The sequence below is a fragment of the Pseudomonas sp. H1_D05 genome, assembly GCF_054682705.1.
The window spans coordinates 5,834,656-5,855,005 of the sequence record NZ_CP162825.1 but is presented as its reverse complement, the minus strand read 5'-3'; the positions used below and the strand labels follow the sequence as shown (position 1 = coordinate 5,855,005).

Annotated in this window: 17 protein-coding genes and 1 pseudogene; 11 read left to right on the top strand and 7 right to left on the bottom strand. The window is 59.4% G+C overall.

Annotation, left to right across the window (positions count from 1 at the left end; genetic code table 11):
• Positions 1-6: 6 nt before the first annotated feature.
• Positions 7-1,008: pseudogene (locus tag AB4O11_RS26255) on the top strand (chitinase); the annotation flags it as partial.
• A gap of 274 nt (positions 1,009-1,282) precedes the next feature.
• On the opposite strand, the gene AB4O11_RS26250 reads toward AB4O11_RS26255, so the two are convergent.
• A complete protein-coding gene (locus AB4O11_RS26250) occupies positions 1,283-1,711 on the bottom strand; it encodes a DUF6896 domain-containing protein (RefSeq protein ID WP_414926397.1) in 429 nt (142 codons plus the stop codon).
• Positions 1,708-6,483: an RHS repeat-associated core domain-containing protein gene (locus AB4O11_RS26245; protein WP_460129266.1), complete on the bottom strand. Its 4,776-nt coding sequence runs from the start codon at positions 6,481-6,483 to the stop codon at positions 1,708-1,710. Before AB4O11_RS26245 ends, AB4O11_RS26250 begins: the two co-directional genes overlap by 4 nt.
• 195 nt (positions 6,484-6,678) lie before the next feature.
• On the opposite strand from AB4O11_RS26245, the gene AB4O11_RS26240 reads away from it, so the two are divergent.
• Entirely contained in the window at positions 6,679-7,269 is a 591-nt protein-coding gene (locus AB4O11_RS26240) for an NUDIX domain-containing protein (protein WP_460091402.1), read from the top strand.
• A 1-nt stretch (position 7,270) separates the two neighbouring features.
• On the opposite strand, the gene AB4O11_RS26235 is transcribed toward AB4O11_RS26240, so the two are convergent.
• Complete coding sequence (locus AB4O11_RS26235; protein WP_460091399.1) at positions 7,271-7,786, bottom strand: methylated-DNA--[protein]-cysteine S-methyltransferase; 516 nt, start codon at positions 7,784-7,786, stop codon at positions 7,271-7,273.
• 153 nt (positions 7,787-7,939) lie between these two features.
• Here AB4O11_RS26235 and ggt point away from each other — a divergent pair, with 153 nt between their 5' ends.
• The 3 genes from ggt (at position 7,940) to AB4O11_RS26220 (ending at position 11,477) form a co-directional block, all read left to right on the top strand.
• Complete coding sequence (gene ggt / locus AB4O11_RS26230) at positions 7,940-9,667, top strand: gamma-glutamyltransferase (RefSeq protein ID WP_093441230.1); 1,728 nt, start codon at positions 7,940-7,942, stop codon at positions 9,665-9,667.
• A 66-nt stretch (positions 9,668-9,733) separates the two neighbouring features.
• Complete coding sequence (locus AB4O11_RS26225; RefSeq protein WP_460129264.1) at positions 9,734-10,267, top strand: cysteine hydrolase family protein; 534 nt, start codon at positions 9,734-9,736, stop codon at positions 10,265-10,267.
• Between the two features lie 196 nt (positions 10,268-10,463).
• Entirely contained in the window at positions 10,464-11,477 is a 1,014-nt protein-coding gene (locus AB4O11_RS26220) for a lysozyme inhibitor LprI family protein (RefSeq protein ID WP_460129262.1), read from the top strand.
• A 19-nt stretch (positions 11,478-11,496) separates the two neighbouring features.
• Here the strand turns inward: AB4O11_RS26220 and AB4O11_RS26215 are convergent, their stop codons facing one another.
• Entirely contained in the window at positions 11,497-12,141 is a 645-nt protein-coding gene (locus AB4O11_RS26215) for a TetR/AcrR family transcriptional regulator (protein WP_093441219.1), read from the bottom strand.
• Positions 12,142-12,284: 143 nt separating this feature from the next.
• Here AB4O11_RS26215 and AB4O11_RS26210 point away from each other — a divergent pair, with 143 nt between their 5' ends.
• On the top strand, positions 12,285-12,743 hold the full coding sequence (locus tag AB4O11_RS26210) for a GNAT family N-acetyltransferase (RefSeq protein WP_460129260.1): 459 nt from the start codon (positions 12,285-12,287) through the stop codon (positions 12,741-12,743).
• On the opposite strand, the gene AB4O11_RS26205 is transcribed toward AB4O11_RS26210, so the two are convergent.
• Positions 12,734-13,042 (bottom strand): DUF7693 family protein, encoded by a 309-nt coding sequence (locus AB4O11_RS26205; RefSeq protein WP_093441210.1) that lies wholly within the window; start codon positions 13,040-13,042, stop codon positions 12,734-12,736. The two genes, AB4O11_RS26210 and AB4O11_RS26205, sit on opposite strands and share 10 nt — an antisense overlap.
• A 157-nt stretch (positions 13,043-13,199) precedes the next feature.
• Between AB4O11_RS26205 and AB4O11_RS26200 the strand changes: the two genes are divergently transcribed.
• Complete coding sequence (locus AB4O11_RS26200) at positions 13,200-14,645, top strand: SulP family inorganic anion transporter (RefSeq protein WP_093441205.1); 1,446 nt, start codon at positions 13,200-13,202, stop codon at positions 14,643-14,645.
• Positions 14,646-15,132: 487 nt separating this feature from the next.
• On the opposite strand, the gene AB4O11_RS26195 is transcribed toward AB4O11_RS26200, so the two are convergent.
• A complete protein-coding gene (locus AB4O11_RS26195) occupies positions 15,133-15,645 on the bottom strand; it encodes a carboxymuconolactone decarboxylase family protein (RefSeq protein ID WP_186625250.1) in 513 nt (170 codons plus the stop codon).
• A 131-nt stretch (positions 15,646-15,776) separates the two neighbouring features.
• On the opposite strand from AB4O11_RS26195, the gene AB4O11_RS26190 reads away from it, so the two are divergent.
• The gene (locus tag AB4O11_RS26190; protein WP_095048045.1) at positions 15,777-16,592 is read left to right on the top strand and encodes an AraC family transcriptional regulator; all 816 of its coding nucleotides are present in this window, start codon (positions 15,777-15,779) and stop codon (positions 16,590-16,592) included.
• A 3-nt stretch (positions 16,593-16,595) separates the two neighbouring features.
• Here AB4O11_RS26190 and AB4O11_RS26185 read toward each other — a convergent pair whose 3' ends face one another.
• Positions 16,596-17,489 carry a DMT family transporter gene (locus AB4O11_RS26185; protein ID WP_460129258.1) on the bottom strand — a complete coding sequence of 298 codons (894 nt, stop codon included), beginning with the start codon at positions 17,487-17,489 and terminating at the stop codon, positions 16,596-16,598.
• A gap of 89 nt (positions 17,490-17,578) precedes the next feature.
• Between AB4O11_RS26185 and AB4O11_RS26180 the strand changes: the two genes are divergently transcribed.
• The 3 genes from AB4O11_RS26180 (at position 17,579) to AB4O11_RS26170 (ending at position 20,239) form a co-directional block, all read left to right on the top strand.
• Positions 17,579-18,910 (top strand): aminotransferase-like domain-containing protein, encoded by a 1,332-nt coding sequence (locus AB4O11_RS26180; RefSeq protein WP_460131161.1) that lies wholly within the window; start codon positions 17,579-17,581, stop codon positions 18,908-18,910.
• A gap of 52 nt (positions 18,911-18,962) precedes the next feature.
• Positions 18,963-19,349: a c-type cytochrome gene (locus AB4O11_RS26175; RefSeq protein WP_093441176.1), complete on the top strand. Its 387-nt coding sequence runs from the start codon at positions 18,963-18,965 to the stop codon at positions 19,347-19,349.
• Between the two features lie 194 nt (positions 19,350-19,543).
• Positions 19,544-20,239: a hypothetical protein gene (locus AB4O11_RS26170; protein WP_460129256.1), complete on the top strand. Its 696-nt coding sequence runs from the start codon at positions 19,544-19,546 to the stop codon at positions 20,237-20,239.
• Positions 20,240-20,350: the final 111 nt, after the last annotated feature.

Here is a 20,350-nt window from a genome sequence, read left to right as displayed (position 1 = left end):
TAGAACATGTCAAAAATCGATTTCTCTTTAGTGCAAAACGCCGCGAGCGATGCCGCCTCGCTGATGCCGAGCATTGCCGGCAAAAAGATCCTCATGGGCTTCTGGCACAACTGGCCCGCAGGCCCGAGCGATGGTTATCGTCAGGGCCGCTTCGCCAGCCTGTCGCTGGAAGAGGTGCCCAAGGAATACAACGTCGTCGCGGTAGCCTTTATGAAGGGCAGCGGCATTCCGACCTTCAAGCCGTTCAACGTTTCCGATGCCGAGTTCCGCCGTCAGGTCGGTGTGCTCAACAGCCAAGGGCGGGCCGTGTTAATTTCCCTCGGCGGCGCCGATGCGCACATCGAGTTGCGCAGCGGTCAGGAACAACCGCTGGCCAATGAAATCATCCGTCTGGTGGAAACCTACGGCTTCGACGGCCTGGATATTGATCTTGAACAGAGCGCGATTGATTTCGCGGCCAACAGGACCGTCCTGCCGGCCGCACTGAAACTGGTCAAGGATCACTACGCAGGCCAAGGCAAGCACTTCATCATCAGCATGGCCCCGGAGTTTCCATACCTGACCAGCACCGGCAAATACCTGAGCTATCTGCAGGCGCTGGAAGGCTACTACGACTTCATCGCCCCGCAATTCTACAACCAGGGTGGCGACGGGGTCTGGGTGCCGGAAGCCAACAACGGCGCGGGCGCGTGGATTGCGCAGAACAACGATGCGTTGAAAGAGGATTTCCTCTACTACCTGACCGAAAGTCTGGTAACCGGCACACGCGGCTTCACCCGCATCGCGGCGGACAAATTCGTCATAGGCCTGCCGGCCAACAACGATGCGGCAGCCACCGGTTATGTGATCGACAAAACCGTGGTCGGTAACGTTCTTAAGCGTCTGGCTATCAAGGGGCTGCCGATCAAAGGCTTGATGACCTGGTCGGTGAACTGGGACAACGGCACCAGCAAGGATGGCGTGCCGTACAACTGGGAGTTCAGCCGGCGTTATGGGCCGTTGATTCACGGGGTGGGTTCCGTTGAGTCGGGGGTCGATGACAGGCTGTCGCACGTCGCTCGCTAGGCGAAAAAGACCCGAGTGAATTGCCGTTCATCAATGACCCGAGGAATGAGGGTCCGGCTCATTGATGGACGACGCGACGATGCCATGAATGATTCGGATGAGGCAGATAAAGAGTATGAGGGGTATGCGTATGAGCTGTGACGGTTTTTTGTAGTGAGTTGAGAGTATGTATTTGGTTTTTCAGGGCCTGATTCAACAGGCCCTTTTTTGGTCGTGTCTAATCGGTTTCTGTTGAGTCAGCCAATACATACAAGTTACTTATGCCTGACATTTTTTTGATTTTTTTTAGCTTCAGATATTCTGCGAGTTCTTTTTTAATGGTTTCTTCATCGCAATATTTTCTATGCTTAGAGGGTCTTTCACGAGCAAAGTTGTATAGGCGCCAAGTATCAAAGCCATTGATTTCACCGTTAGGGCCATAGTCAAAATCTACGCATCCTGTCGATAAATTGATGCGGCAGCCAATACCATGCAATTCATATTTAACGCCTCGAGTAACTCTCCCGCGTCGCTTTATTACCTTGGTGTACCAAAGCCTTCGAATGTCTCGAGTGCCAAATTTTCGCTCAAATATCAGGGTGCTGGACTCCACCATGGAAATGAAGTCATTTATCAGGATGTCCAAAGTTTCATTTTGGTCGCTCATCTTCTTCTCCGGTGCTCCAATCTGTCTAGGCCCACATTGTTTGCTGACTCTAATATATCTTCAATGCTTCTTAGCGCTCCGTTATACGCTTTGAGGTCGGTTATGAGTTTGATTGTCACATTAGTTGAAGTTTGCCGTGCAGCTGCTGCGCGATGGTGTCCGTCCAAAATATATAGATTGCCGTCATGTTCTATGACCTTGATGGGATCTGTTGGATCGTATCCGTTTTGCATTTTATTTTTATAATTCTCGACTGTCTTGGTTGAGGTTTTTCCCTCTGTTGTATGTACTCGCTTCAAAGTTTTTGGATCTATATTGTGAGCAATTTCCGGTAGTTTCGGCTCATCCTCATCAACCTGAGCCCCGTCACTTCCACCCGGCACCTCACACCCAGGCTTATTCGGCGGCGGGCAGTTGGAGTTCAACCCCAACGGATCCACCCACCCCGTCGGATTCGGCACGTACTGGTACTGATTCAGCCCACCCGCCAATTTGATCGGATCCGGCGTCAGATACCGCCCCAGCCGCGGGTCGTAATACCGATGCCGGTTGTAATGCAGGCCGCTTTCGCCGTCGAAATACTGCCCCTGAAAACGCAGCGGCTGGTTCAGGTAGTCCTCGCCGGCCAGGGTCAGTGCGGCGACTTTGCCGTAGGCGTCGTATTGCGCGGACCAGACGATGTCGCCGCTGTAGTCGGTGAGTTCCTGCGGGGTGCCGAGGTGGTCGAGCTGGTAGTAGAACGGGCAGGCTTTTTTCGGGCCTTTGCCGTCGAGCAGTGCCAGCGGGCGGAAGGTGCCGGGTTCGTAGACGTAGCTGCGGTATTCGCTTTCGCTGCTTTCGGCGACGAGGTGATCGCCTTGCCAGAAGAATTCGGTGGTTTCGCCGTTGACGGTTTTGCGGATGCGCCGGCCGAAGGCGTCGTATTGGTAACTGGCGGTCTGGCCGTCGGGGCGGGTCAGGCCGATCAGGCGGTGCTGGCTGTCGTAGCGGTATTCGGTGACGAGAGTCTGCGCGCGGCCGCGACGTTCGCGGATCAGGTTGCCGAAGGCGTCGTAGTCGTAATGACGATCGCCTTGCATCAGCAAGCGATTGCCCTTGATCTGGCTGGGGCCGGGACGGTCCTGCATCAGCAGGTTGCCGGCCGGGTCGTGGGCGAAGGATTCCGGCAGTTCGTCGCGCGAGTGTCGTACGCGGATCAGCCGGTCGAGGGCGTCGTAGCCGTAGGTGCGCTGGCCGTGGCGGCTGTCGGCGATGTGCGCGAGATTGCCGTTGGCGCTGTAGGCATAATCGCGGCGGTACAACGCATCGCGCTGATGGCCTACGGCGTGGGCGAGTAATCGTCCTTGATCGTCGTAGGAATATTCGCTGAGCAGCAGACCTTGTTGGCGTTGCAGTTCGCGACCGGACTGGTAGACATGGCGGGTCAGCGGCGTGCCGTTGAGGTCAATCCCGTTCAGCGCGCCGCCCTTGGCGTGGCGGTAGTCGAGCACGCTGTTGTCCGGCAGACGCATGCGCTTGAGCTGGCCGCAGGCGTCGTAGCGGTAACGCAGGGTGCCCCAGCCCTGATGCTCGGTGATCAGCCGGTCCTGACGGTCGTACTCGAAGGCCAAAGGATGTTGCTGGCCGTCATCGACCCCAATCAAACGACCGAGGCGGTCGTATTGGTAAGTGATCTTGATGCCGTCGGGCAGGGTTTTGACCAGCAGACGCCCGGCAGCATCGCGTTTATACGCCGTGACTAACTGTGAACCGTCATCGCCGAACTCGGTCTTCTCCAGCAGATGGCCGTTGAGGTCATAGGCGTACGCGGTGCGGCGGCCGTCAAAACCGCTTTCCTGACGAATCAGCCCGGTCGACGTGTAGTCCAGTCGGTACTTTTCCCCGGATTCGTTTTCAATCTCGGTGAGCAGCAGTTGCGCATGGTCATAGCGGTACTGCACCCGCGTGCCGTCGGGGTTGATCCGCCGCGAAACCAGGTGCAGATCGTCGTCATACTCATAACGGGTGATGTGCCCCTGTTCATCGCGCTCGGCGGTGACCTGACCGTAGGCGCCGTAGCTGTAGGCGCGGGTGCTGCCGCCAGGAAATGTCGTCTGAATCAGTCGGCCAACGGCGTCCCAGTGCTGACGGGTGACCGCACCGTGTTCGTCCGCAGTTGTGGTCCGCCGCCCCAGTGCATCGTAGGAAAAGCGCCGTACGCCACCGTCGGGCAGGGTTTCCTCGGTCAACTGGCCAAGGCTGTTCCAGACCAAACGATGCCGGCTGCTGTCCGGGTAGCGGATCGACAGCAACTGCCCACGGGTGTCGTAGTAGTAATGGGTGACATGGCCGTCGGGATCGACCGCCTCGGTGACATCGCCCTCGGCATTGCGCCGGTAGATCCACACCGCCTCGCCGCGTGAACGCCGGTACAGGAAACCGTTGCGATACTCGTAGGACGTGGGCGCCTCGTCCGGCGGAATCAGCGCGATCAGCCGTCCGACGTCGTCGTAGCGGTATTCGGTGACAGCGCCCAAGGCATCGCGCTCGGCGATCAACCGGCCGGCATCGTCATAAGCCTTGAGCTGCTCGCCACCATCCGCCGAGACTTTACGCACCAGCCGCGCACGATCATCGTGGACGTAGGTCTCTTCGGTGCCATCGACATAATGCACCGCGACACTGCCGTCATCGTTCCAGACGTAGCGCGTGTCCATCTGCGAGAACGATGCCCAATGCCTGACACAGCGAGAAGCCTTGCCCGACCGCTCCCACTCCCAGAAGAAGCTCGCGCCCCCAGCCAGTTGCCGCTGAAGAATCACGTGAGCGTCGTCGTAGTCGTAACGCTCGCTGTCACCGACGGCGTTGGTCGCTTCGATCAGATGCCGGTACGCGTCGTAGCGGTAACTGACCAGTGCTTGTTCAGTGCTCCAGGCACCGTCGCGAAACACCTGGTAATCCACACCAACCAACTGCGCGCGGTCATAGCGCAACAACAGCGAACGCCCGGCGCCGTTGTCCAGGCGCTGCACCCGGTCAGACCGATCGCGCTGCACCGTCAGACGATTGCCATAGGCATCGCTGATCGCCGTCAGCCGTCCTGCACGAAAGTGATAAAAGCGCGCCGTGTCCCCGGCCAGCGCGAGGATCAGCTCTTCCGGCTCATCGCCCAGAAAAATCGCCGCCCGCGACAAACTGTTGTGAATCGCCGGCCGCTCACTACTCGGTAGCGGAAAACGGGTGCGACGGTTTTCGTGGTCGACCCAGACCACAAAGTCGCCTTCAAACGCCAGCCGATGCGCCAGCGAATGACTCCAGCCAAAGCCCAACCCAACATCGATTTCGGCGGCGCTGGAGCGATACAAACGGGTGAACTCAAACGGCAACACGCCATCGAGCACCGCATCGCTCAAGGTCAACAGTTCTTCGCCGGTGACCATCGACACCGGGCAGCCGTTGGTGCAGGTGCGAGGCACACAATCGGCGCTGTCACCGTTGGGGTTTTTCGCCTGATCCGGCGAGTCGTCATGCGGCTCATGCCGTTCCATCCTGCTCGAACCGCCAGGCTTGTCCCGCACCATTGGCGCCGGATTCGGCACCGTCAACACCAGCGAATCGGCCTGACGAATGTTCAGCGGTATCGCCGGTGTCGGTTTCAACTCAACGTCACGCACATTGAGCATCAGCGGCTTCAAAACGCTGGCATGCCGCGTCAAATCCGCCGAGGACGTCAGTTCGGCCAAGCGCAACGCCGAGGCCGCCAGCCACTCCCGCGCGCGCGGCGACTTGATCTTCGCCAGCACCTTGCTGCTCAAACGCAGCGGCACGCCGATGCCACCCGACACGCCCATCAACAGGAAGCTGATCAGCAATTCGACGCGCACCTCGGCGACCACTTCGGCCAAATGTTGCGGCGGCAGCATCTTCAGCCAACTGGTAAACGCGGCCAGATGAATGAATAGCAGCGGCTCGTCACTGAGGATCAACAGACCGTTGGCAATGGCGTCGCTGGAGGCATTCAATAACGCCTCAAGCTCGGCCTCGCTGAGGTATTCCAGCAACTTTTCACTGTTGGCCTGCAAGTCGGCGAGCAGGGCGAATACCTGTTTAATGTCATCCCAGACGCCATTCAGGGCTTTCTCGAATCCACGCCAGTCGGCCTGTTGCAACTGACCGTAACGCTCAAGAAATCCAGCGCTGGAAAACTCCGTCCACTGCGGCTGAAATTCGCTCCATTCAGCGCGCAACCAGCCCTCAAGGCCTGCAATGACACTTTCATAAGAGGCATATAGAGCACGCACATGGTCGGTGGACACATCGGGAAAGAAGGTGATGCGATAACGCTGGCCCCGATCGCAGTCGGTCACTTGCAGAATGCCGCTGGGGCCGATGGTGTAATGCAGCGGTTCGCCGAAAGTCAGCACGCCGCCGACATCGGCAAGCACCGGTTCGAGGGTTACCGGGGTGTTGCCAATCGGCACAAACCTCGCGGCCTCGAACATGTGCACCAGCGTCAGCGACCCGCTGGCCGAGCACATGACTACCGATGAACTGAGCGGTTGGCGCGACTTGATCGGCGCGCTAAGGCGCACGTCGTTGCCGACCGTAAAAACTTGCTCGACATCCAGCGCGGTGCCTGTCCAGAACTGCTCGGCCCGGGCCTCGTAGTTGTTCAGGCACAGGCGGAATTCGCGGATCAGGTGTTCGAAGTCCGGCTCATCGGGATTCAGGGCGGCAACAACGAGCAGGCCGATGCTGTTGTTCAGGGCCAGCAGCCGATCGGTTGGAAGCATTCGCAGTCTCTCGCGCACGTCAAAAAGGTGCGGGGACTTTGCGGGGGATCAAACAGGAAAGAAGTCGGGCGAGTAGGCGTTATCTGTAGGATGTTTCGACATGATTTGTAGGGCGGTATAGGGTTTCGTATTCTCGTTCACAACTAAGGGCCTTTACCTACCCGGAAGCCTTCAATGACAAAAGGATCAAGCGTCATGTCCAACACAGCCGAGCGGGTCAGCATCGTCGACACTCAGGTGTTGTCCCACGACTGGTACCTGCTGAAGAAAATCACCTTCGACTATCACCGCAACAACGGTGAGTGGCAGCGTCAGACCCGTGAGGTCTACGACCGTGGTAACGGCGCAGCGATTCTGCTGTTCAACCGTGAAAAACGCACGGTGGTGCTGACCCGGCAGTTCCGCCTGCCGGTGTTCGTCAATGGCCATGATGGCTTGCTGATCGAGGTGGCGGCCGGGTTGCTCGAAGGCGCGGCACCGGAGCAGCGTATCCGCGACGAAGCCGAGGAAGAGACCGGTTATCGCGTGCACGATGTGAAGAAGGTGTTCGAGGCTTACATGAGTCCGGGTTCAGTGACCGAGAAGCTGCACTTTTTCATTGCCGAATACGATTCGGCATCGAAGGTTGGCGAGGGTGGTGGACTGGAAGAAGAGACCGAAGAGCTGGAAGTGCTGGAGTGGGGGTTCGACGAGGCGTTGGCAGCGTTTCAGCGCGGTGAGATCTGCGACGCCAAGACCATCATGCTGTTGCAGTATGGGGCGATGAATAATCTGTTCGGCGCTTGATTCAGAACAGCTCGCCGGTTTTGCCAATTTGCGACCACTGCCCACCCTCCAGGCTCAGCAAGTGCTCTTTCGCCTCAAGCCCACCGGCAAACCCGGTCAGCTTCCCCGACGCGCCGATCACCCGATGACACGGCGCGACAATGGAGATCGGGTTGCGTCCGTTCGCTGCGCCCACTGCCCGTACAGCGCTGGGATTGCCAATCTGTCTGGCAATCTGGCTGTAGGTGCGCGTCTGGCCAAAAGGAATGGTCAGCAGCGCCGCCCAGACCTTTTTCTGAAAATCGGTGCCAGCGAAATCCAGTTCCAGATCAAAACAGTCACGCGCCCCGGAAAAATATTCTTCAAGTTGTCGAGCCGTTCGAATCAGGATCGGATTGTCGTGTGCCTCGCTCATCGGCCCGAGGCGCACGCGGTTCGGTTTATCGTTTTCCCAGAGGATGGCCGCCAGTCGTGAGCCGTTCGCGACCAGCTTCAGCTCGCCGACGGGCGAGGGCAGGGTGATGAACGTATAAGACATGACGACAGACTCCGGAGCAGGGTGGCAACAGCGCCCAGCATACTGCCTGATCGGGGAGGCGCAATACGCAAAGCCGACCATACTGCTTGGTGCTCTTGCAGCGTATCCCTCTCTGTTCTGCACAGACCCTGAAAACAAAAAAGAGATCGACTCATGAAGTACGAACCTTTGGCCAAATCGCTGATAGCGACCTCACTGGCACTCAGCTGTCTCATGGCTCACGCGGCGTCGGTGGCACCGGTTGCCGCAGAAAACGGCATGGTGGTCACCGCGCAACATCTGGCCACCCATGTTGGCGTCGACGTATTGAAAAGTGGCGGTAATGCCGTCGATGCGGCGGTCGCCGTGGGTTACGCGCTGGCGGTGGTCTATCCCGCAGCAGGCAACCTGGGCGGAGGCGGCTTCATGACCATTCAACTGGCAGACGGGCGCAAGACCTTCCTCGATTTTCGTGAGAAAGCACCACTGGCGGCCACTGCCAACATGTACCTCGACAAGGAAGGCAACGTCATTCCCGACTTGAGTACCCGTGGCCACCTGGCGGTGGGCGTGCCGGGCACCGTGTCCGGCATGGAGCTGGCGCTGAGCAAATACGGGACCAAACCGCGCAAGGAAATGATTGCGCCGGCGATCAAACTGGCGGAAGACGGTTTTGCGCTGGAGCAGGGTGACGTCGAGTTGCTGGAGTACGCCACCGACGTGTTCAAGAAGGACATGCGCGACTCCGGTTCGATCTTCCTGCATAACGGCGAGCCGATGCAGGTCGGGCAGAAACTGGTGCAGAAGGATCTCGGCAAAACCCTGCGGACCATTTCCGAAAAAGGCGCCGACGGCTTCTATAAAGGCTGGGTTGCCGACGCCATCGTCACCTCCAGCCAGGCCAACAAAGGCATCATCACCCAGGCTGACCTCGATAAATACAAGACCCGCGAACTGGCTCCGGTGGAATGCGACTACCGTGGTTATCACGTGGTCTCGGCGCCGCCGCCAAGCTCTGGCGGGGTAGTGATCTGCCAGATCATGAACATCCTCGAAGGCTATCCGATGAAGGATCTGGGCTTCCATTCGGCCCAAGGCATGCACTATCAGATCGAAGCCATGCGCCACGCCTATGTTGATCGCAACAGCTACCTGGGCGATCCGGATTTCGTCAAAAACCCGATCGAGCATCTGCTGGACAAGAACTACGCGACCAAACTGCGCGACGCCATCCAGCCGCAAAAGGCCGGCGTGTCGGCTGAACTCAAACCCGGCGTAGCCCCCCATGAAGGCAGCAACACCACTCACTACTCGATCGTCGACAAGTGGGGCAATGCGGTGTCGGTCACTTACACCCTCAATGACTGGTTCGGCGCGGGCGTGATGGCGAGCAAGACCGGGGTGATCCTCAACGATGAAATGGACGACTTCACCTCCAAGGTCGGCGTGCCGAACATGTACGGTCTGGTGCAGGGCGAAGCCAATGCGATTGCTCCGGGCAAGGCACCGCTGTCGTCGATGAGCCCGACCATTGTCACCAAGGATGGCAAAGTGGTGATGGTGGTCGGTACACCGGGCGGCAGCCGTATTATCACGGCGACTTTGCTGACCATGCTCAACGTCATCGACTACGGCATGGGCCTGCAGGAGGCGGTCGATGCGCCACGTTTCCACCAGCAGTGGATGCCGGAGGAAACCAACCTCGAAGACTTCGCCGCCAGCCCCGACACGAAGAAGCTCCTCGAGAGCTGGGGTCACAAGTTCGCCGGACCGCAGGACGCCAACCACATCGCCGCGATTCTGGTGGGTGCACCTTCGCTGGGCGGTAAGCCGGTCGGCAAAAACCGTTTCTACGGCGCCAACGATCCACGCCGCAACACGGGCTTGTCACTGGGTTACTGAGGCGCGTAAAAAGGGGGCGGGCTTACGTCCGCCCCTGTCTCAAGGACTGATCAAGGAAGGCTCATCATGACCACCGCATTACTGATCATCGACGTCCAGCGCGCCCTCTGCTCGGGTGAATATCAGTGCTACGACATTCAGCGTGTGCTCGACACCATCAACGGTCTCAGTGCTCGCGCACGCCAGGCTGGCGTGCGCGTGGTGCTGATCCAGCATGAAGAAGAGGACAGCCCGTTGGCCCATGGTGCCGAAGGCTGGCAACTGGCCGAAGGGCTTGAGACATCGCCTAAGGACCTGCGCGTACGCAAGACCACCCGGGACTCGTTTTACCAGACTGACCTGGGTAAATTTTTGCCAGGTGAAGACTTCGAACGACTGGTTATTTGCGGTCTGCAGACCGATTACTGTGTCAATGCGACCGTACGCCGGGCCCATGAGCTGGGTTATGACGTAGTGCTTGCCGCCGACGCGCATTCCACCGTCGACAACGGCAATATGAGCGCCGAAGACATCATCGCCGAGCACAACAAGGATCTGGCGCATCTGACTGGCTCGGTGGCGCGTATCGACGTCAAACCCGCAGCCGACATTACGTTCTGACTATCCACACAAAACCTGTAGGAGTGAGCCTGCTCGCGATAGCGGTGTGGCATTTGATGCAACATCGTCTGACCGAACGCTATCGCGAGCAGGCTCACTCCTACAGTGATTGCGAAATCCTGATTGCTATGTACATCAGGGATTTCCGCCGGCAGCACTGGCATACTGCGCGCCGTCCGAAGAATGGAATCTCTCGATGTTCGCTATCTCCCGGCGTCATGCCTTGGCGCTGATGTGCCTTGCGTTTGCCTCTATCACCCACGCCAGCAGTTTCGATTGCGCCAGCGCTGCCAGCAAAACTGAAAAAGCCATTTGTGGCGACCCGCAGATCTCGCAACTCGATGAGAAGCTGGGCAAGCTCTGGCACTCGACATCGGCTGATGTCCCCGATGCCAAAGGCCTCAAGGCAGACCAGCGGCAGTGGCTGAAAAACCGCAACGCCTGTGGCGATCAGACAGCCTGTTTGCGTCGGCAGTATTTAATGCGCCTGACCGAACTTGAACACGCCACCCAGCCCTTCAGTTGGGACGCGACCTGGCAGCTCATTCCGCCAGGGACCTCAACCTCGGCGACAGTCATAACCCAGCGCCGCGACCCCACGCACATCAGCATCGACATCACGGCGGCTGAGGGCGCCAACTCCGGTGATCTGGATGGCGTTGCCACACTCAAGGACGGTAAAGCCGTTTACTCGGAAGACCAGTGCACCCTGTTGTTCACCCCCATCAATGGTGTGCTGGATATTTCTCTCGTCGGTGCAGGCGGATATTGCAGTGCCGGGTTGGGCGTCTACTACACCGGTCGTTTTGTCGCTTCGAAGCAACCGCTGACGCTGGATTACGACATGCTCAGCCTGGGCCTGGCGCAAACACCGGGAGAAAACCAGGCACTGCACACGTTGCTCAAGACTGATTATCAGACGCTGGTGGAAAAGTCCGGCTCGTTGATGACCGCTGAACCTTCCGCTGATGTACCGGGTAGTCAGGTCTGGGAGATGTGGATGCGCGGCCTGGGTGGCACCGGCATCGTGATGCGGTCAGCCGATGGCCATTTCTGGGTCTTGTTGGTTACTGATGACAACACCGGTCACTCGCGCCTGCGCTATTACACCGACGTTGCGAAATGGAAAAAACGCCTACCCGGCGCCTTGCACGACTGGAACGAGCGCATGAAAGATCATCTGGAACTCCCCGTAGACTTCATGCCCTGATCTGCGCAGCATTGCGCCATCACGTCGCAAACAACACCCCACGAATCTCGCCCACCCGCGGCGCTACGACCACGCCCTCCAGCACCATGCGCGTGATCGTCTGTGCCGCCGTTTGATAATCCTCATCCTGCGGCACTTCGCGCCCCATGATCCGGCCCATCTGCCAGCCGATATTGGTGTACGTGCGCGTCGCCGACCAGATGAACAGCATCAAATGCTCCGGATCCACCGGCGCGAGCAAACCGCGCTCGATCCAGCTGCGCAGACATTCAACGTTGCGCCGCGCTTCGGCCTGCAACAGATCGCGGCACTCATCCGGCAACTGGCGACCGCCCAATAACAATTCGCCACTGAACACCTTGGCAATCGCCGGATGTTCGCGGGCGATGCGAATGCGTGCGGCCACGTAGGCGCGCAGTCCCGTCAGCGGATCATCACTTTCACGCAGCACCGCCGAGGCTTCCAGCAGCGGCTCGACAAACCCCAGCAGCACTTTGCTGTAGAGGTTTTCCTTGCTCTGGAAGTAGTAATACAAATTGGCTTTGGGCACCCCGGCACGCGCCGCGATATCGCGGGTCTGGGTGGCGTTGAAGCCGTTGGCGGCGAATTCCTCGCTGGCAGCGGCGAGGATCAACTGCTCGTTGCGTACGCGGATGGCACTCATGGCAATACAGGTTGGCTGGACGGCATGGAAAGATTCTGGCGATTTCGGTTTCGCAATATACAAAACTATATAGCGATGAAGCCAGCACACTCGAAGGGCGACGCTATGCTGGTTCGATCATTGACTGGAAACGGAGCAGGCACATGACCCTTCAGACACTGCGGGCCGACGCGACACACCTGGATGCGGTGGCGCAGTTGTTCGACGCTTACCGAGTCTTTTACCAGCAGCTGTCGAACCTTGAGCAATCACGAACCTTCATCGCCGCGCGCATGGCCAGCGATGAATCCGCGATTTTTCTGGTTCAGGATGAAAAGGGCGAGGCGCTGGGGTTCGTGCAGTTGTATCCGACGTTCTCGTCCATCGATGCCCACCGCACCTGGCTGCTCAGCGACCTGTTCACCACGCCCGCCGCCCGTGGGCGTGGGGTTGGCCGATTGTTGATGAACACTGCACGCGACTTTGCCTTGGCGACCGGTGCCAAAGGGCTGGTACTGGAAACCGCAACCGACAACTTCACTGCGCAGGGGCTGTATGAATCATTGGGTTATGTCCGCGATACGGGTTACTACACCTATTTGCTCGACTTGCGTCAGGGCTGAACGGCCGCCATCAGCATTAGCTCGATCTGCGCCAATTCCCAGGTACTGAGCAAACTCACCGGATCGGTGCCGTAACGCTGCCAGCTCTCCAGCGCACCTTCTTGCCCATCGTCGCTGCGGGCAAATTCACAGTGGTGTAACCGCCCACCTTCAACATCCAGCAGCAGGCGCCAGCCCTCGATATCGACCGCAACCAGTCCGGCTGCGGTGGGCACATCGCAGATGTTGAAAGCGAGCACACCCAGCGCCGCTTCACGCAGACGCTGACACACCTCGCGGGCGCTCAGAAATGCAGACATGTCGAACTCAATGACCAGAGGAGCGGGCCAGCATAAAGGTCGGGCCGACAAGTGTCAGCGTTCACTGGCCCGATCCGCGACAATTCCGTAACATCCGCAACCCTCTTTTTCCCGAACACCTGCAGCCGCACTCGGCGGCCGCTCAATCAGGTAAGCCATGAAACCGATACGTCTGCGCGCCGATGTCCTGGCCGGACTCACCACCTCGTTTGCCCTGTTGCCCGAATGCATTGCGTTCGCACTGGTGGCGCACCTCAATCCGCTGATGGGCCTGTATGGCGCGTTCATCATTTGCACGCTGACGGCGTTGTTCGGCGGCCGGCCGGGCATGGTCTCCGGCGCGGCCGGTTCGATGGCCGTGGTCATCGTTGCGCTGGTGGTGCAGCACGGTGTGCAGTATTTGCTGGCGACGGTGTTGCTTGGCGGTTTGATCATGATGGCGTTCGGTTTGCTGCGCCTGGGCAAACTGGTGCGCATGGTGCCGCACCCGGTGATGCTCGGCTTCGTCAACGGCCTGGCGATCATCATTGCGCTGGCGCAACTGGAACATTTCAAGAACGGTGAGGACTGGCTCAGCGGTACGCCGTTGTATCTGATGGCCGGGCTGGTGGCGCTGACCATGGCCATCGTCTATATCCTGCCGCGTCTGACGAAAGCGGTGCCGCCGGCACTGGTGGCGATCCTCGGCGTCGGTCTGCTGGTCTATCTGTTCGGTCTGCCGACCCGCACCCTCGGCGACATGGCGCACATTGCCGGCGGCTTGCCGACGTTCGCTTTGCCGGACATCCCGTGGAATCTTGAAACCCTGCGCATCATCGCGCCTTACGCGATTCTGATGGCGCTGGTCGGTCTGCTGGAAACCCTGCTGACGTTGAACCTGACCGACGAAATCACCGAAACCCGTGGCTACCCGGATCGCGAGTGCGTGGCGCTCGGTGCGGCCAATATGGTCTCGGGCGCATTCGGTGGCATGGGCGGTTGCGCGATGATCGGCCAGACCGTGATCAATCTCAGCTCCGGTGGGCGCGGGCGCTTGTCTGGCGTGGTCGCTGGGGTGTTGATTCTGTTGTTCATTCTGTTTCTGTCGCCGCTGATCGAGCGTATTCCGCTGGCGGCGCTGGTGGGTGTGATGTTTGTGGTGTCGCAGCAGACTTTTGCCTGGGCGTCGTTGCGGGTGGTGAACAAAGTGCCGCTCAATGATGTGCTGGTGATCATTGCTGTGACTACCATCACTGTGTTCACTGATCTGGCCACTGCGGTGCTGTGCGGCATCATCATCGCTGCGCTCAACTTTGCCTGGCAGCAGGCGCGTGAGTTGTATGCCGATGAGCATCTGGAGGCTGACGGCAGCAAGCTTTATCGTTTGCATGGCACGTTGTTTTTTGCTTCGACTACGCCGTTTCTCAATCAGTTTGATCCGGCTAATGATCCGGCCCGGGTGACTTTGGATTGTCGGCATTTGAGTTTTGTCGATTATTCGGCGATTGCGGCTTTGAGGACTCTGCGCGAGCGCTATGCCAAGGCGGGTAAGCATTTGCAGGTGTTTCATTTGTCTGAGCGGTGCAAGAAATTGTTGAAGCGGGCGGGTGAGGTGCATCACTGATTGTCTGGTTGACCGGGTATATATCCGTTGCTGCGGGTGTTGCTGATTTGGGTTCCGCCCTTACGGCGGGTCACTTTTTCCAGACGCCGAAAAAGTAACCAAAAAGGCTTGCTCCTACGTGCGGCCCGCTCGCTGGGGCTCGGGGTTCCTTCGCTCCGGGCTCCATCCGGGCGCATCGCCTACGGTTTGCTTCGCTGCACCTCCTCTCGATGCATTTGGCTGCGCCAAACGGTCGCTGCGCTCCCACGCCCGGATGAATCCCTCCACTCAGCCTTCCGACGTCGCCCGTGGATCAAGATCAAGAGCTGCAGCCGAGCTAACGCTCATCCTGTTGAGTGGGGCGGCTTTGCCGCTGGGGTTTTACGCACGTTAAAACTGTGGGAGTGAGCCTGCTCGCGATGGCGTCGGGTCGGTCAAAGATGCTTTGAATGACACGCCGCTAGCGCTTGCAGATTCGCTCCCACTGGTGTTGTTGTGTGGCCAGACTTCAGATGGCCGGGAAGTCGATATCGGTCAGTGCTGCGTTATTCAGGTAGTTGGTCAGGCTCTGTACGGCCACCAGTGCGATCACTTCGATGATCTTCACGTCGTCGATGCCGGCGGCGCGGGCGGCGGCGATTTGTTCATCAGTCAAATGGCCGCGGCTTTCGGTCAGCTGACGGGCGAGGGTGGCGTAGGCGTTGAGCTCGCCCTGGCGTGCGGCGACGATGTCCTGCGCCGAGAGCCCGGCTTTGCCGGCAAACAAGGTGTGCGCCGCCAGGCAGTAATCGCAACCGTTGACCTGTGAGGTGGCGAGGTACACGGCTTCTTTTTCCTGGGCGTTCAGCGAGGTCTTGCCGAGGATGGCCGAGGCTTGTACGTAGGTTTCGAGGGCCACCGGTGCTTTGGCCAGGGTGGTGAAGACGTTGGGCAGGAAACCGATTTTCTTTTTCACGCCTTCCAGCACAGGGCGGCTGGCGTCGGCGGCGGTTTCGAGGCTGATAGCGTGGATGCGGCTCATGGTGATTCTCCGAAAGTCCGGTGCGAAGTGCGCCGGGGATGGAGGTCATGTTATTGAGCCGGGCTGGTGGATTGGCGGCAAATCGTCGAGGATATGCGGCAGATCGTCCAGATATGCCCTCGGAGTCGTCCATGGATCGCCTTTCAACATTGCTCAGCCATTTCGGCGTGAATGCCGGTACGTTCCACAGCGGCGCGTTTTGCGGCGTCAGCGTTCATGACAACGAGCCGGTGGGGCATGTGCATCTTTTGCAGGCCGGTGAATTGCTGCTCAAACCGGGCAACGAGCGTGAGATTCGCCTGAGCGAACCGTCGCTGATCTTCTTCCCCCGACCCTTTACCCATCGCATGTTTGCCGATGAAGCCATGGACACCCGATTGGTCTGCGCCACGCTGACGTTTGATGGCGGCTCCGGCAATGCCCTGGCGGCGGCGCTGCCGGATTATCTGGTGCTGAAACTGACGGACATCCCGGAACTGGGCAACACCGTGGAATGGCTGTTCAAGGAAGCGTTTGAAGGTCATTGCGGGCGGGTGGCGGTGATGGATCGCCTGTTCGAACTGCTGGTGATTCTGTTGCTGCGGCACTTGATCAGCAGTCGGGAGCAACAACCGGGGATGATCGCCGGTCTGGCCGATCCACGCCTGTCCCGTGCCTTGAACCTGATGCACGAGCAACCGCAAAAACCTTGGAGCGTGGCGGATCTGGCCGCTGTCGCCAACCTGTCCCGCGCCGGGTTTGCCGAGCAGTTTCGCCGGGTTGTCGGGCAAACGCCGGCCGATTACCTGCTGAGCTGGCGCGTCAGTCTGGCGCAGAAACGCCTGCGCGAAGGCAGACCGATTGCGCTGATTGCCGAAGAGGTCGGTTACGAAAGTCCTTCGGCGCTGGCCCGGGCGTTTCGGCGCAAGACCGGGCTCAGCCCACGCGAGTGGAAGGCGGGTGCCTGAGGATCATTTGGCGAATTTCTTCGCCCCGGCGACACACAGGATCACGCCAAACGTCACGGCGAGCATGCCGAGGCTGACCTGTTCATGCAGCAGCGTCGCCGCCAGCGCCAGACCGAAAAATGGCTGCAGTAATTGCAGCTGACCGACCGCGGCAATCCCACCCTGAGCCAGACCGCGATACCAGAACACAAAACCGATCAGCATGCTGAACAGCGACACATAGCCCAGGCATAGCCACGCCGACAGACTGACCGTGCTGAACGATGCGGGCGCCAGCCACACACTCAACACCGCCATGAGTGGCAGCGAAAGCACCAGCGCCCAGCAAATCACCTGCCAGCCGCCGAGAGTGCGCGACAACTTCGCGCCTTCGGCATAACCGAGACCACAGGCCAGAATCGCCGCGAGCATCAGCAGATCGCCAGTGGGCGAGGCAGTCAGACCTTGTGCCAGCGCGAAGCCGACCACCAGCGCGCTGCCGAGCATCGAGAAAATCCAGAACACCGGTCGCGGCCGCTCACCGCCGCGCAGCACAGCAAAAATCGCTGTGGCCAGTGGCAGCAAGCCGACAAACACAATCGAATGCGCCGACGTCACGTGTTGCAACGCCAGTGCGGTCAACAGTGGAAAGCCAAGCACCACGCCCAGCGCGACAATCAACAGCGACACCCACTGATTGCGCGCCGGGCGCCGCTCGCGAAACAGCCACAACAGCGCCACCGCCAACACCCCGGCGATGGCGGCGCGAACCACCGTGAGAAACACCGGATCGAACTCCAGCACCGCCAGACGCGTGGCCGGCAGCGAACCGCTGAAGATCACCACGCCGATAAAACCGTTGATCCAGCCACTGGTTTTTTCCAGTGCCGGGGTCGTCAGATTCGAAGTCCTTTCCATCACCGTTCACGCTCGGAAGTGGGTTGCATTGCGGTCATGCTAGAGCCGAGAATCAGCACAATCAAAGAATTGTCATGGATACATCCGGCATGCCACGTTCGCGCTACAAGACACTGGTTGACGCCTACGCGGCGGACATTCGCTCGGGGATGTTGCCGCCAGGTACACGGTTGCCGACCCATCGGCAACTGGCGGCTCAGGAAGGGTTGGCGCTGGTCACGGCCTCGCGGGTATATGCAGAGCTGGAGGCCATGGGCCTGATCAGCGGCGAGACCGGGCGCGGTACGTTTGTCCGCGAAACGTCGTTGTCGCCGGGGCAGGGCATCGATCAGAAAGACGTGGCGGTCGGCATGATCGACCTCAATTTCAATTATCCGTCGTTGCCCGGTCAGGCGGATTTGTTGCGCACAGCGCTGCGCCAATTGGCGTTGTCAGGCGATCTGGAGGCGTTGCTGCGTTATCAACCGCACGCCGGGCGCGGCCACGAGCGTGCATCGGTCGCGCGGCACCTGCTGACGCGCGGGGTGAGGGTCGAGGCCGAGCAAGTGCTGATCGTCAACGGCGCCCAGCAAGGCCTCGCAGTGACGCTGATGGCGCTGCTCAAACCCGGCGATGTGATCGCCGCCGACGCGCTGACCTATTCCGGGTTCAAGGTGCTGGCCGAAGCGCTGCATCTGGAAGTCGTAGCCATTGCGCTCGGTGATCAAGGGCCGGATCTCGCCGCGCTGGACAAACTCTGTCGCAGCCGCTCGGTGCGCGCCGTGTACAGCATGCCGACGTTGCACAACCCGTTGGGTTGGGTGATGCCGCTGGCGCAGCGCGAGCAGTTGGTGGCGATTGCCCGGCGATATGATCTGACAATAATCGAAGACGCGGCCTACGCCTTTTTGGTTGAAAACCCACCGCGTACGCTGATCGATCTGGCGCCGGAGCGCACGGTGTACGTGTCGGGCCTGTCGAAAAACATCGCCACAGGCCTGCGTGTCGGTTTCATCGCCGCCCCGACCGACGTGGTGCCAGCACTGGAACGCATCATCCGCGCCACGACCTGGAACACCCCAGGCGTCATGACTGCCATCGCCTGTGGCTGGCTCGACGACGGCACGGTAACGGTGCTGGAAGAACAGAAGCGCAACGACGCCAAGGTGCGGCAGGCACTGGCGACCGAAGTGTTGAAAGGCCTGCCGAGCATTGGTCATCCGGCGTCGTATTTCCTGTGGCTACCGCTGCCGGAAGACGTGCGCGCCGATCAGATTGTCGTCGAGCTGATGCACGAGCAGATTTCCGTCACCACGGCCGAACCGTTTTCGGTGGCGGGTCATGTGCCGCATGCGATTCGCCTGGCGTTGGGCTCGGTAGAGATGGACGTGTTGCGTCAGGCGTTGAGCAAAGTCAGAAAGATCATTGGCGCTTACCTGTAAAAACAAAATGCTACCCTTGCGCGGCCCGATGCAGACCGATCCGGAACCCTCGATGAAAAACACCGCTGCACTGTCACTCGCCCTGATGCTCGCCACTGGCCTGTCCAGTACGTTCACCCTCGCCGCAGGCGACCCCGAAGCCGGCGCGAAAATTTTTCCGCGTCTGTGCGGCGGCTGCCATCAGGTCGGCGAATCGGCCCGCCCCGGATTCGGTCCGCAACTCAATGGCATCATCGGTCGGCCCGCCGGTACGTCAGCGAATTACGTGTATTCAGAGGCGATGAAGAACTCGGGAGTGACCTGGGATCGCGAAACGCTGATCGCCTATCTGAAGGATCCGAAAGGCGTGGTGCCGGGTACGCGGATGATTTTCTGGGGCTTGAGCGACGAAGAAAAACTCGACAATTTGCTGGCGTACCTCCAGACCTTCACGCAATAACGGCAGCTCACAGGGCATGCGTGTTTTTGAGGTGCAGCGATGTCGGTTGATACTCTCTGTGGCACCCCCTCCATCACGCTCGATTGATTCCGCCGCCAGGGTCATGACCGTCACCACCACGTCTTCTTCGCGACTCAAGTATTGCGGTGTTCGGGCGATATGCCGGACACCCAAGTCCCTGATTGAAAAATGACATGAAAAAGCTATTCGTCGTTGTTGCTGGCCTCGTTTTGCTGACGGGTTGCGTGACCAAAGATCTCAGCGTTGAAGACCGCCAGCAGATCAAAACCGTGAAAGTGCTGCCGGTGTTTGTTGCCGTCGATAACTTTCAATACACCAGCATGACGCAGGCCTGGGGCGCCGGCCTGGGTGCTGGAGCCGGCGCAGCGGCAGGTATGGCCTCAGGTGCTTCGACTTCTGGCGCCGGTGCGTTAACGGGGGCAGGCTCTGTGGCAGGGAGGAAAGCGGCGGACGTGGCCACCGGCGATATCACTCTGGCGATTCGCAACAACATGAAGGCCAATGGCATCGACCTGAGCCAGTTGATCCGGCAAAGCTTCGAAAAACGCGTACAGCAGGAACATCTGTTTACCGTGGCGGGCGAGGGTGAGCGAGCCGATGCCGAGGTCGAAATTCTGGTCTCGCAATGGGGCCTCTGCCTGAAGAACTTCAGCACCGTGTTGTATCCCGTCATCGGTGCCACGGCGCAAATCAAGCGCAACGGCTCAGCGGTATGGCGTAATTTCGACACGATCTCTGTATCCAACGATGCCAACACCATCGCTTATACACCGGAGCAGTACGCCACGGATCCCGAGGCGTTGCGCAAAGCGTTCAGCCATGTGTCCGATCTGGTGGTCAACAAGCTGGTCGATCACTTGAAACAGTAATCGGCACAAGGCGATCGTGTTCGCGGAACGCTGCAGTCGGTCACGGGTCGATAGGGTACTTGTGCGGTATTTCCCTATCGTCCGGCACACCGTTGCACTCAAGGAGCTCAC

Excerpts from the sequence above, each read along its gene's own strand:
- AB4O11_RS26240 (WP_460091402.1), top strand. The coding sequence starts at position 6,679 with ATGTCCAACACAGCCGAGCGGGTCAGCATCGTCGACACTCAGGTGTTG.
- AB4O11_RS26250 (WP_414926397.1), bottom strand. The coding sequence starts at position 1,711 with ATGAGCGACCAAAATGAAACTTTGGACATCCTGATAAATGACTTCATT.
- AB4O11_RS26195 (WP_186625250.1), bottom strand. The coding sequence starts at position 15,645 with ATGAGCCGCATCCACGCTATCAGCCTCGAAACCGCCGCCGACGCCAGC.
- AB4O11_RS26210 (WP_460129260.1), top strand. The coding sequence starts at position 12,285 with ATGACCCTTCAGACACTGCGGGCCGACGCGACACACCTGGATGCGGTG.
- ggt (WP_093441230.1), top strand. The coding sequence starts at position 7,940 with ATGAAGTACGAACCTTTGGCCAAATCGCTGATAGCGACCTCACTGGCA.
- AB4O11_RS26205 (WP_093441210.1), bottom strand. The coding sequence starts at position 13,042 with ATGTCTGCATTTCTGAGCGCCCGCGAGGTGTGTCAGCGTCTGCGTGAA.
- AB4O11_RS26170 (WP_460129256.1), top strand. The coding sequence starts at position 19,544 with ATGAAAAAGCTATTCGTCGTTGTTGCTGGCCTCGTTTTGCTGACGGGT.
- AB4O11_RS26245 (WP_460129266.1), bottom strand. The coding sequence starts at position 6,483 with ATGCTTCCAACCGATCGGCTGCTGGCCCTGAACAACAGCATCGGCCTG.
- AB4O11_RS26225 (WP_460129264.1), top strand. The coding sequence starts at position 9,734 with ATGACCACCGCATTACTGATCATCGACGTCCAGCGCGCCCTCTGCTCG.
- AB4O11_RS26215 (WP_093441219.1), bottom strand. The coding sequence starts at position 12,141 with ATGAGTGCCATCCGCGTACGCAACGAGCAGTTGATCCTCGCCGCTGCC.
- AB4O11_RS26180 (WP_460131161.1), top strand. The coding sequence starts at position 17,579 with ATGCCACGTTCGCGCTACAAGACACTGGTTGACGCCTACGCGGCGGAC.
- AB4O11_RS26175 (WP_093441176.1), top strand. The coding sequence starts at position 18,963 with ATGAAAAACACCGCTGCACTGTCACTCGCCCTGATGCTCGCCACTGGC.
- AB4O11_RS26220 (WP_460129262.1), top strand. The coding sequence starts at position 10,464 with ATGTTCGCTATCTCCCGGCGTCATGCCTTGGCGCTGATGTGCCTTGCG.
- AB4O11_RS26235 (WP_460091399.1), bottom strand. The coding sequence starts at position 7,786 with ATGTCTTATACGTTCATCACCCTGCCCTCGCCCGTCGGCGAGCTGAAG.
- AB4O11_RS26190 (WP_095048045.1), top strand. The coding sequence starts at position 15,777 with ATGGATCGCCTTTCAACATTGCTCAGCCATTTCGGCGTGAATGCCGGT.
- AB4O11_RS26185 (WP_460129258.1), bottom strand. The coding sequence starts at position 17,489 with ATGGAAAGGACTTCGAATCTGACGACCCCGGCACTGGAAAAAACCAGT.
- AB4O11_RS26200 (WP_093441205.1), top strand. The coding sequence starts at position 13,200 with ATGAAACCGATACGTCTGCGCGCCGATGTCCTGGCCGGACTCACCACC.